The sequence below is a fragment of the Candidatus Micrarchaeia archaeon genome, assembly GCA_041650355.1.
Taxonomy (GTDB): Archaea; Micrarchaeota; Micrarchaeia; order Anstonellales; family Bilamarchaeaceae; genus JAHJBR01.
Genome location: JBAZLI010000025.1, coordinates 1 through 10,889 on the forward strand (window position 1 = coordinate 1; position 10,889 = coordinate 10,889).

The window sequence follows — 10,889 nt, forward strand, 5'->3', positions numbered from 1 at the left end:
GACTGGATTACGCATCCAATGCTAGTCCAGTACAACTCATCGGGCTCCTTTGTCTGGGGTGTTTACCACACTTCCGGCCTTCCGGTGGGCGGGCTGAGCTCCATCAAGGAAACCTCAGATGGCAACTACATAACCGCGCTCGCGCGCATCACCTGGGACGAGAACGACACCGGCATCGTGGACGCGTCCGCGATTAAATTCAACAGCACGACATTCATGCCCATCTGGGAGCGCGACTTCGGGGGCAACGGCTACGACTACTCGTACTCTGTGCTGGAAAGCGCGCGGGGGGAATACGCCCTAGCTGGAAGCACCAGCTCGCCTTCGCTGAACATGAACGGCGCGAGCCTGAGGGACATGTGGATCCTGAAATTCCTTGAGCCGGACGAATCCGCCTGGTCTTCAGTGCAGGGCGCGAGCAGCATGCCCGTGCAGGCCTACGAAGCTGGCCAGTTCAGCGTGAGTTCCGAGGAGCACGCGAAAGTGAAGCAGTTCTTCAGGGAAAGGGAACAGAAGGACTGCCTGCTGAACCCCGAGGACTTCAAGTGCCTCCACAGGCCGAGGGCCAGCTGAAGGCCCTTTTTTATCTTCATCCTCTCCCCAGCGTCAGCCATAGCAACCATTTAAAACATCCATCAGCCATAATTCAACGTTGATGATATCGCTCCAGTCACACATCCCTTTTTCTTTTAACTGAGCAATGACCAAAAGAAAAAGGTCTGAGTGGTTCACCCCAAAAAGAAAACGACTATTTTATAATATTTGAACCGCATATAATTTTGTTGATGATATCGCTCCAGACTGAATATGTGATGATCGGAGTAGCTACTGAAAATCTTAATTAAGCACGCCAAACATAGCCTTTAAAAACAGCTTTATACATAAATTAAAACACAAATATTTCCCTCAATCAGTTTGAGTTATATGTGGTGAGTATATGGATGGAGAAATCCCCAGCAGAGTAGTGGGCTGCGTTAATATAGTTTGCTCCGATGCAAGAGAGGGCGGTGAACTATATGGGGCAGCAAAACAAATTATTGCTAAGGAATATTTGAAACGGGGTATAGTGGTCGATTACAGCAGAATAAGCTCCGCAGGAAGTTTTGCTACGGCTGACGTAATAAGCGATACGGGTCGTGTAATTCACAGAACGCTCAGCATTCTTGGCAAAACCTATGGTAAACATCTTTTTTGGGGGGTCCACGACAGGAAAGGGGACCAGAATGGGAAGGTATATGTTAATTTCGAAGTTAGCATATCCACCCATGGGGATGTGAAAATCAAGAATGGCGCGCAAATTCCCAGTTCTATCGAAGATTTAGAGATTGTTCCTGGTTCACCGTATAACTGCGGCATGTTGCATGCTTCAGATGTATGGATGGAGCTCGTGGACTTGATTCTGAAAGACAAGCCTGCATTTAAGTTTTTTATCCCTGGCAACGGCCTAATTTCAATGGAGATGGATACGATTGAAGCTATTCTCAGCATCCTCAAACCGCAATACGCCCTGCAGAGCGACAGTATAATAGATTTCGCACCTAGCATATCAAATCTGCTTACACACCCCATAGACCAAAAATCACGTCTGGACCGCAATCTGGTCTCAGACAAAACCCTGCGTTCACTGGATCTTAGAACATCCGCCGCTATCAACAATTATCCGGACTATAAATACATTAGGTTGGATCAAGACCATGCTACAGTAGGTTTCATGGACGATGTTTATGATTTCCTCGAGCACATCGCCACGATGCTTCCGTCAAACAGCCCGCACATAGTCGGCAAGAAAACCAAGCAACAGCCTGTGCTGGGACTCATACACACACCTTACATGACGAGTTCCAAAGCCAGCGTACTTGGAGATGCCATCTATAGCGGACTAGTTCATAACATTCGCGACTATTGCCCAGGGCAGATTTTTACCGTGAGTAGCATGAGTGCAGCGCAGCCTTATTTTGGCTTTGACCCCTACCAAATAACCGGAATCTTCTATTCTGTTTCACATTTAGGGATAAGAACATACTATCTTCTTGGCGCCACGCGTGAGGAAGCCGACCTCATAAAGCAGAAAGTGCACAACGACCCCTTTGTGAACTTCGTCATGAAAAAATTCGGCGTAAAACTTGTTCCGCGCACTATAGAAGAAGTAAGTATCCGTCCACCGCCAGTTGATCAGCAGGTCAAGGAAATCATAAAAGAGGGAATAAGAACATTTAAACCTCGCGAAAATTCAAGGCTCAATCAGCCGGTGAGAAAAGTTCAGGGCATAATAACCCTATGACCTCATATGTCCAGATTCTTCACTTCCCTCGCGTACTGCTCGATGAATGCCCTGCGCGGCTCCACAGCATCGCCCATCAGGAGCGAGAACATCTCCTCTGCCTTAATCGCATCCTCGATAGTGACCTTCTTCAAGGTCCTGGTCTCAGGGTTCATGGTGGTGTCCCAGAGCTGCTGGGCGCTCATTTCCCCCAATCCCTTATATCTTTGTATTTCTACATCCCCGCCGAACTCGGCGCTCACCCTGGCCAGCTCGTCCTCGTTGTAAACGTACCGTTCCTGCTTGCCTTTTTTAACCCTGAAAAGCGGGGGCTGGGCAATGTACAGATAGCCGCTCTCTATCAGCGTCCTGAAATGCCTGAAAAAAAGTGTGAGTAAAAGTGTCCTAATGTGGGCTCCATCAACATCTGCATCCGTCATTATCACAATCTTATGATACCTCAATTTGCCCAGGTCCATGTCAGAGCCGAAGCCGGTGCCCAATGAAAGCACGATGTTCCTTATCTCGTTGCTGGTGAGAATCTTGTTCTGGGGTGCCTTTTCCACGTTGAGTATTTTCCCCTTGAGCGGAAGCACCGCCTGGAACCTCCTGTCCCTCCCCTGCTTCCCGCTTCCCCCTGCAGAATCCCCTTCCACGAAGAATATTTCGCATTTCGCAGGGTCCTCCTCGCTGCAGTCAGCAAGCTTTCCCGGAAGCACGCTCGATTCAAAAACGTTCTTCCTCCTTATGAGCTCCTTGGCCTTCTGCGCGGCTTCCCGCGCTTCCATGGCGCTGGTGCATTTAGCGAGTATGGTTTTCGCGACCTGCGGGTTCTCCTCGAGATACTGCTTGAACGAGGACGAGAAGAAGCTGTCTATATACCCCTTCACTTCGCTGTTTCCCAGCTTTCCCTTGGTCTGGCCCTCGAACTGGGGCTCAGGCACCATAATGCTTATCACAGCGGTTATGCCCTCCACCGCATCGTCCCCGCTTACCCTCCTGCCGTCCTTGAGAATCCTGCTCCCCTCGCCGTAATCGTTCAGCACCCTGGTGAGGCCGGTCCTGAATCCGCTCACGTGGGTTCCGCCGTCCATGGTTTTTATGTCGTTCACGAAAGAGGCGATCGTTTCGCTGTAACTGTCCGTATACTGTATCGCAATCTCGGCGTTGATGTTTCCCACTTCCTTGTGAAAGTAAATAGGCGCATGGAGCTTGTTCTTGGTCCTGTCCAGGAATTCCACGTACTGGATTATTCCTCCCTCGAAAAGGAAATCCTCCTTTTTGCCGCTCTTTTCATCATTTATCTTTATGTGCACTCCCTTGTTGAGGAATGCCAGCTCCCTGAGCCGCTCCATCACAGTGTCATAATCGAATTCAACAGAAGGGAATATCTTCTGGTCGGGCTTAAATATCACGGTGGTTCCGCGCAGCAGGGTGTCCCCAATCACTTCCACCGGAGTCGTGGGAATGCCCCTGGAATACTTCTGGACGTATATTTTCCCTCCGCGGTGCACCTCCACAATCATTATCTCGGAAAGCGCATTCACAACCGAAATCCCCACTCCGTGCAGTCCGCCGGATATCTTGTAAGCCTTTTTCTCGAACTTCCCGCCCGCGTGCAGTATGGTAGTAACCACCTCGAGCGCGCTCTTGCCCATGCTGTGCTTTTCCGTTGGTATTCCCCTTCCATCGTCGCGCACGAGCGCGCTTCCGTCGGCCTTGAGCACCACATCCACATTTTTCGCATAGCCGCCGAGCGCCTCATCAATGCTATTGTCCACAATCTCGTATATGAGGTGGTGCAGCCCCTTCCTGTCGGTGTCCCCTATGTACATCGCAGGACGTTTCCGCACTGCTTCAAGGCCCTCGAGAATCTGTATGCTTTCGGCGTTGTATTCGCCCGACTCAGTCTTTCCGTCAACCATCAATATCACTGTTTTGCTTGAAAAAACCCAAATGGCTTCCGCACGTGTTTTATCTCATAAAATATATGTCCGGAAGGGTTAATAAACATGCCTGCGCCCGGGTTCCAGGGCGGTTCCGCATGCCTGCAAAATACGCTAGATTTTCCCGAGTTTCGCCTCCAGCTCGGCAGCGAGTTCCTGCGCGCCCTCCTTCTTCGCGAACACCACCCCGTCGTTTTCCTGGCCCCTGACGATGATAGCGGCGTGCTTCTCCCCGGTTATGGAAATCGCGGTGAAATCCGAGTTGTGCACCTTCTGCGCGAGCGCCTTCCCGTAATTGGAAATCTTCCAGGAGAGTATCGCCTCTATGCTGCGGTTCCCGCTGTCCGAATGCACCGCGAGCACCCTGTCTTTGTTGAACACCACTCCACCCAGGGCCCCGCCTTTGGAAACCAGTTTCCTGAGCGCTGAATCCGCCTTGCCCTGCGGGCTGCTTTCGCTCCTCTTTATCCCGGCTGCATCAACCACGAGCCCTTCGTCCTCGTTTTCAATAGCGAACCTGCTTGCCGCCGGAGCGCGCCATTCCTGCGGTATGTCAGAAAGCGCCGAAAACGGCACCTCGTCCTTCTCCGCCAGCTTCTCGGATATCTCTTTGCTCCACTCCTTCCCGTAATGGCTGAACACGCGCGCTTTCTCATCCACCTTAACTATCGCGGCTTCCGCACGGGTTATGTACAATTCTATGAGCTCTTTCGCCGCCCTCTCGCTGCCCGGCTTTTTCATCAGGGTTTCCATCCTGTCCAGGGGCACGGAAATGAGCACTCCGCGCTCATCCCCCACATCGAGCTTCCCGGCTCCCTTGACCCTTGCCTCGAGCTCCTCAATCTTCTCCCTGAGCTTCCTCATCCTCAGTTCATTGGCCTTCGGGCTCACATCCAGTATGTTCTCGTAATAAGCCCTTCCGGCGAGCGCGCCCTTCACCCTGTCTTCAACCACTGAATAGACTAGGTAGATTGCGAAGAAAATCGAAACCATGGAAAGTGTTCCGGGTATGCTCTCGGCCAGGTGCCTCGTTATGTCTGGCAGGTTGAGCACGTCTTCCATGACCGGGGCCGCGCCGAGCCTGAGCGCATAGCCAATCGCGAGCGCCAGCACCGCAGCGACGGCGTATTCCTTCCAGTATATGTTGGCCCTGCCCAGGATGCGCACCGCGCTGTCCCGGAATCCGCACCGCGAAACAACCGCATTGACCGCTGCGAAAATCACCTTCCCGAGCAGCCATGCTGCGGAAGCCGCTATCGCCCAGAAGGAAACCACGAAAGCGAGCGCCGTGTAATATCCAAGTCCCTTCGAAACCGAGTAAATCCACTTGCTCAACGCCATTATTCCTGCCACCAGCCAGTTGTTGGTGAAGGAAATGACGCGCAGGGTGACCTTGGGCGTGGCCCAGTTGTCAAAAATATCCTCCCTCATCCCCTGCGATGTCTTGAACCCGTAGCCCAGCATGTATTCGCTGTAAACGCTCGATTTAACCAGGGGCCAGCCCACGGTGTTGGACGTGAAGGTGTATTTCCCCCCTTCCTGGGGCACGACCATGTCGCTGAGCGTGGGAAGCGCCGCCTTGGGCAGGCTGTCCGAGACGTTCAGCTCTATATACTCATGGCTCTGGGTGGTGGTCTTGAGGTTGACCGCGTAGCTGTACGCCTTTGGGGCCCTTTCGTAGTCCCCGAGCGTTGCCAGCATCCCCGCGAGCTTCTCGTTGTCGTAATCTATCGGTTTGCACACCGCGAACATGTTCTCGCTCAAGAGCGGATTCGCGTTTATCTCTATTGTCCTGTCCATGAGCGCGCTTATCTTCCCCATGAGAATTTCCCTGTCGGATTCCCCGGAGTGCGCTATGGTTATGAGCATCTGCCTTATCAGTTCCATGTCCTGGTCGTTGGCTTTCGTGTCCTCCGAATACCGGTATATCCAGTATCCCACCAGGTCGCTCGAATACTCGTATTTCTTGCACTGCGAAGCAGTGCACAATGCCGCGCAGTCCCTTGCGCCGGTGCAGCTTCCCCCTTTGTGAAGGCCCAGCGCCTGGCTGCACTCGCTCTCCTTCTGCTTCCGGTCCAGGTCGAACTCGAAAATCCTGGTCTCGAGCGCGGAAACGTCCGGGTCGCTGAGCTGGTTCACTTTCTTCACCGTGAGCAGCGTCTGCGTCTGGGCAGCTGTGGCGAACTTCTGCATGCTTATGTTGCTCTCTGCGCTTATGGTGATGGGCCTGAACGTGTACGTCTTGAAATCCGTCATGTTGTCCAGGTCGAGGTCCCTGGCTCCGGCGGAGAGCACTTTTTCGTTGGCGAGCGCGCTGACATCCTTGTCCACGATGCATCCGCTCAGTGAAATTGCGAGCAAAAGCACAATCGCTAAACCTGGCCGGCGCATGCACCTATTTATCTTATGTATTTTAAAAATCTAACTTCGTGTTTTCCCCATGAAGGGACTGGGGAGAGTGCTTGCTCAAATACGGCCAGGGGCAGCCAGCGAACGCAGGGAGCGCGCTTTCGCGAACATGGTGGTTGCGAAGCTCCAGGCCAGCTTCAAGCCGGCCAAAGTCGTGCTCGCGGGCTCTTTCGCGAAGGGCACGTTCCTGGAGGGGGACAAGGACATAGACGTTTTCGTGCTTTTCAGGCACTCGATGGAGAAAGAGGCCATGGAGGGGATAGTCCGCGCGGCAGTGGAGAACGCGTTTCCCGGCGCATTCATCCAGACCGCGTATGCGCAGCATCCGTATGTGCGGGTTTTCCTGGACGGCAGGAAGATAGACGTGGTGCCTGCCTACGAAATAGGCCACGGGCGGCACTTCGAGCTCAGAAGCGCGGTGGACCGGACCCAGCTCCACACCGAGTATGTGCTCTCAAAAATGTCCGGCGCGCAGAAGGACGAGGTGCGCCTGCTCAAGAAATTCCTGAAATCCGGCAACCTTTACGGAGCCGAGATACGGACCCAGGGCTTCTCAGGCTACCTGTGCGAACTTCTCATACTGGCTTACGGGGATTTCGAGGGCGCGGTGAAGGCCGCAGCAGACTGGAAGGAGCGGACTTTTCTGGACATCCAGCACCAGGAGCCGGCCGAGAGCATGCTCGCCAAATTCAACACCCCGCTCATCTTCCTGGACCCGGTGGACAAGGAAAGGAACGTTTCAGCCGTGGTGAGCCTGGAAAATTACTCCGCGTTCATCTCCCTTGCGCGGCGCTTCCTGGCTTCGAAAAGCAAAATTGGGTTTTTCAGCAAAAGGGCGTTCGGCGCCAGCGAGCTTTCGAAGTTCGTGCGCCGGCGCCAGCTCTACTGCATCTCCTTCGAAGCGCCCAACGTAGTGGACGACGTGCTGTGGGGCCAGGTGCGCAGGCTCCAGGAAACACTGCTTTCGGAATTGAGAAAATCCGGCTTCGAAGCGCTCGGATGCGAGATGGACCGCGAAGGGGAAAGCATAAGCCTCCTGTTCGAAATTTCGAACGAGCCGCTCCCGGAGAAGCGCGTAATCCTGGGGCCCCCGCTCAGGTTCAGGAAGGACTGCGAAAAGTTCTCGGCGCAGTACGCGCCGGCGTTCGTGCTTTCCGGCAGAATTGCTTCGCTGGTTAAGAGAGAGTGCCGCACTTTCCCGCAGTTCGCGAAGAAGCTGAAAAAAATCCCGCTCCCGTCGCACCTGCGCGCGGCCAGGAACGCAAAAATATATAAGGGCCAGGAGCTAATAGGCAAATGCAGGAATGCGCTCAGCAGGTATGCGCAGCGTTTTCTCCCGTAGCAAGGTGTTCTTATGCCGTTCAACCCCGAAAAATTCATCCCCAGCGCCGAGCAGGAAATCCGCGCTTCGGTTGGAAAGGAAAAGGCCATAATAGCGCTTTCAGGGGGCGTTGACAGCTTCGTCGCCGCAACCCTGTGCGCCAAGGCCGGCATAAACCTAAAGGCGGTTTTCGTGGATACCGGTTTCATGCGGAAGGACGAGGCCAGGAAAGTAAAAGCCGCGGCAGAAAGCGTCGGCATAAACCTCACGGTGGTTGAAGCCCAGGGGAAGTTCATAGATGCCTTGAAAGGCGCCGAGGAGCCTGAGAAAAAGCGGAAGATAGTAGGCGAGATGTTCGTGCGCGTTTTTGAGAAAGAAGCGAAGAGCAGCGGCGCCACCTTCCTGGTGCAGGGCACCATAGCCCCGGACTGGATAGAGAGCGGCGGGCTCGGGAGGGACACCATAAAGAGCCACCACAACGTCGCAGGGCTTCCGAAGGACATGGGGCTCAAATTGTGCGAGCCGATACGCGAGCTTTACAAGCACGAGGTGCGCATGGTCGGAAAATCGCTCGGGCTCCCGCCTTACATCTACGAGCGCCAGCCTTTCCCCGGGCCCGGGCTCTCGGTGCGCGTGGTGGGGGAAGTGAGCGAGGAGAAGCTCGACATAGTGCGCGAGGCCTGCGACGTAGTGGAGCACGAATTGGAAAAGGCCAGCGCGGAAGGGAAGATGGAGAAGCCATGGCAGTATTTCGCAGCTTTGCTTCCGTCCAAGACAGTGGGCGTGAAAGGGGACGAGCGCTCCTACAAATACACTATTCTGGTGAGGGCTGTAAAAAGCTTGGATGGGATGACCGCTAATTTCTCGATGGTGCCTCCGGACGTGCTTCAAGCCATATCAACGAGGATATGCAACGAGATCAAGGAAGTCGGTCGCGTCGTGTATGATATAACGAACAAGCCGCCTTCTACGATAGAATTGGAATGATTACGCTCTTTTTTCCTGAGGAGCCAGATACTCGAGATTTCGGCTCAGTTGTTTGGCTAGTTTTTCCGCAACCATTTCCGGGGCTCTCTGGTCTGTTTTTAGTTTTATTCCGGCATGCACCGATGCAGCCAGCGGGCTCGTTCCGTTATACTGGCTGAAGAGGTATTTCGATATTTCGGAGCAGACACCATTCCCAGCGATTTCGGCTAGGGAAGGATGCGTTTCAACTTTCCGCGGTATTATTCTCGCGGAAAAAGCCGAAGGCTCATGCCCGCGTTTTTTTTCAGCCTTGAATGCAATCTGGGAATCTCCGTCCATAGAACTCACTATCCAACAAAGATATTTATACGCAAGCATATTTAAATACTTTTACATTTTAAACCACCAAAATAAACAAATTAAACTTTGTGAACTACCACCAGTCAAATACTCGTGGCTTCCTGCTTCACAGAAGATACTTGCCCATTGGGATTACAATTGGTAGCGGTTTCTTCTCGGCAGGCTTGACTTCCCGGCGTTCCGCCGGTAGCTCTTTGGAGTATGTTTATTGCTGCATTGAGATCCCTGTGCATGGATGCACCACAAATGCAACTATGCCACCTCTCAGCAAGCGATTTTTTCTGCACCAGACTACAACTACTGCACGTCTGTGAAGTGTTGGCAGGGTTTATCAGCACTACCTCGGAACCAGCTTCTTCCGCTTTGTAGCGAATCATGCCAGTAAACTCAGCCCAGCCGCAGTCCAGAATGGATTTTGCAAGGAACCCTTGTGCCATGCGATGCACGTTAAGGTTTTCCATTGCAATAAGAGAATATTCGTTCACCAGTGAACGTGTAGTCTTGTGGAGGAAATCCCTTCTTTTGTTTGCGAGTTTTTCAAATGCTCTGGCAACTCTGAACCTCATTCTATCTCTATTTTTGCTACCCTTCTTTTTCTTAGATAGCTTCTGTTGAGCGCTCTTGAGTTTTTCTTCAGAAACCCTTATGTGCCGCGGGTTTTCTATTGCTCTTCCATCGCTTAGGTATGCGAAATTCTCTATTCCAAGGTCTATTCCGACTGCAAAACCATGTTTTTTCGGAACAGGCACTTCATCTATTTCAGATGTGAAGATTGCGAACCACTTCCTAGAAGGGAATTTCTTTATTGTGAGGGTCTTTATTCTGCCCTTAATACTCCTGTGCTTTTTGATTGGGATAGCACCTATTCTGGAGAGTTCAAGCTTTTCATCCAATTTGAAGCCGAATTGTGCGTACGTGAAGGATTTCACTCTCTCCATTGATTTGAACCTTGGAAAGCCAGTCTTTATTCCTGCCTTCTTTTTAGAAAGCATCAACCCAAGGCTTTTAGCCAACCTGTCTGCAACGTTCTGGGCCACCTGGGAAAAAATGCCTGCTCCCTTTACTTGAAGATAGAGCTCTTTTCTGGCTGGGAATTTTCTTGTTTTTCCATAATATTTTTTTGTATAAGAGAGGAGGTTGTTCCAGATGTTCTTGCAGTAGTGGAGGTGCGCATTCAGCTCTTCTTCCTGGACATTTGAGGGATAGATGCGGAATTTCCAACTTCGGATTTTCATGATGATGCTTCAAATGAGGTGTTTATAATGACTAATTGGGTGGTGGTTGCCGGTGGCATTATCCACCTGTCGCAGGACGGACAGAATTAAAGCTTTTAAACTATGTGCAGAAAAGAGCCCTATGCCCGACTTTGAACTGATGATACGCAACGGCAAGTACCGCGAGGCAGCAAAGGCGCTTGACGCCGAGATGGCGAAAAAGGAAGGCGATCGCCTTTACTACCTCCGCGCAATAGTTTCCTACAAGCTCAAGAATTACGAATATGCGATGGAATTGGTGGAGCACGCGCTTTTCCTGAAAAAAGAGCCGGATTACCTGAAGCTTAAGGGTCTCATGCTGATGGAAACCCTGGATTTCGGGGCGGCATTCGAAATGTTCTCGGAAGTAATCC

At 52.2% G+C, this 10,889-nt stretch carries 9 protein-coding genes; 5 read left to right on the forward strand and 4 right to left on the reverse strand.

Annotated features, from left to right (window positions below; translation table 11 throughout):
* Both WC488_02625 and WC488_02630 read left to right on the forward strand, forming a co-directional pair.
* Positions 1-573 (forward strand): hypothetical protein (locus WC488_02625; GenBank protein ID MFA5077296.1); only part of this gene is annotated, 573 nt, incomplete at its 5' end.
* A 364-nt stretch (positions 574-937) separates the two neighbouring features.
* The gene (locus tag WC488_02630) at positions 938-2,281 is read left to right on the forward strand and encodes a hypothetical protein (GenBank protein MFA5077297.1); all 1,344 of its coding nucleotides are present in this window, start codon (positions 938-940) and stop codon (positions 2,279-2,281) included.
* Between the two features lie 2 nt (positions 2,282-2,283).
* Here WC488_02630 and gyrB read toward each other — a convergent pair whose 3' ends face one another.
* Together gyrB and WC488_02640 are read right to left on the reverse strand one after the other, a co-directional pair.
* Positions 2,284-4,185, reverse strand: a complete 1,902-nt coding sequence (gyrB, locus tag WC488_02635; GenBank protein MFA5077298.1) for a DNA topoisomerase (ATP-hydrolyzing) subunit B — start codon at positions 4,183-4,185, stop codon at positions 2,284-2,286.
* Positions 4,186-4,320: 135 nt separating this feature from the next.
* Positions 4,321-6,597 carry a hypothetical protein gene (locus tag WC488_02640; GenBank protein MFA5077299.1) on the reverse strand — a complete coding sequence of 759 codons (2,277 nt, stop codon included), beginning with the start codon at positions 6,595-6,597 and terminating at the stop codon, positions 4,321-4,323.
* Positions 6,598-6,646: 49 nt separating this feature from the next.
* Here WC488_02640 and cca point away from each other — a divergent pair, with 49 nt between their 5' ends.
* Positions 6,647-7,957, forward strand: a complete 1,311-nt coding sequence (gene cca / locus WC488_02645) for a CCA tRNA nucleotidyltransferase (GenBank protein ID MFA5077300.1) — start codon at positions 6,647-6,649, stop codon at positions 7,955-7,957.
* A 12-nt stretch (positions 7,958-7,969) separates the two neighbouring features.
* On the forward strand, positions 7,970-8,923 hold the full coding sequence (guaA, locus tag WC488_02650; protein ID MFA5077301.1) for a glutamine-hydrolyzing GMP synthase: 954 nt from the start codon (positions 7,970-7,972) through the stop codon (positions 8,921-8,923).
* Here the strand turns inward: guaA and WC488_02655 are convergent, their stop codons facing one another.
* Positions 8,924-9,241, reverse strand: a complete 318-nt coding sequence (locus WC488_02655; protein ID MFA5077302.1) for a hypothetical protein — start codon at positions 9,239-9,241, stop codon at positions 8,924-8,926.
* A gap of 104 nt (positions 9,242-9,345) precedes the next feature.
* Complete coding sequence (locus WC488_02660; protein ID MFA5077303.1) at positions 9,346-10,497, reverse strand: transposase; 1,152 nt, start codon at positions 10,495-10,497, stop codon at positions 9,346-9,348.
* A gap of 121 nt (positions 10,498-10,618) precedes the next feature.
* Between WC488_02660 and WC488_02665 the strand changes: the two genes are divergently transcribed.
* Positions 10,619-10,889: hypothetical protein (locus WC488_02665; GenBank protein ID MFA5077304.1), on the forward strand; the 271-nt coding region annotated here is incomplete at its 3' end.

Coding starts and splice junctions, on each gene's coding strand:
- cca (MFA5077300.1), top strand. CDS start 6,647: ATGAAGGGACTGGGGAGAGTGCTTGCTCAAATACGGCCAGGGGCAGCC.
- WC488_02655 (MFA5077302.1), bottom strand. CDS start 9,241: ATGGACGGAGATTCCCAGATTGCATTCAAGGCTGAAAAAAAACGCGGG.
- WC488_02630 (MFA5077297.1), top strand. CDS start 938: ATGGATGGAGAAATCCCCAGCAGAGTAGTGGGCTGCGTTAATATAGTT.
- gyrB (MFA5077298.1), bottom strand. CDS start 4,185: ATGGTTGACGGAAAGACTGAGTCGGGCGAATACAACGCCGAAAGCATA.
- WC488_02640 (MFA5077299.1), bottom strand. CDS start 6,597: ATGCGCCGGCCAGGTTTAGCGATTGTGCTTTTGCTCGCAATTTCACTG.
- WC488_02660 (MFA5077303.1), bottom strand. CDS start 10,497: ATGAAAATCCGAAGTTGGAAATTCCGCATCTATCCCTCAAATGTCCAG.
- guaA (MFA5077301.1), top strand. CDS start 7,970: ATGCCGTTCAACCCCGAAAAATTCATCCCCAGCGCCGAGCAGGAAATC.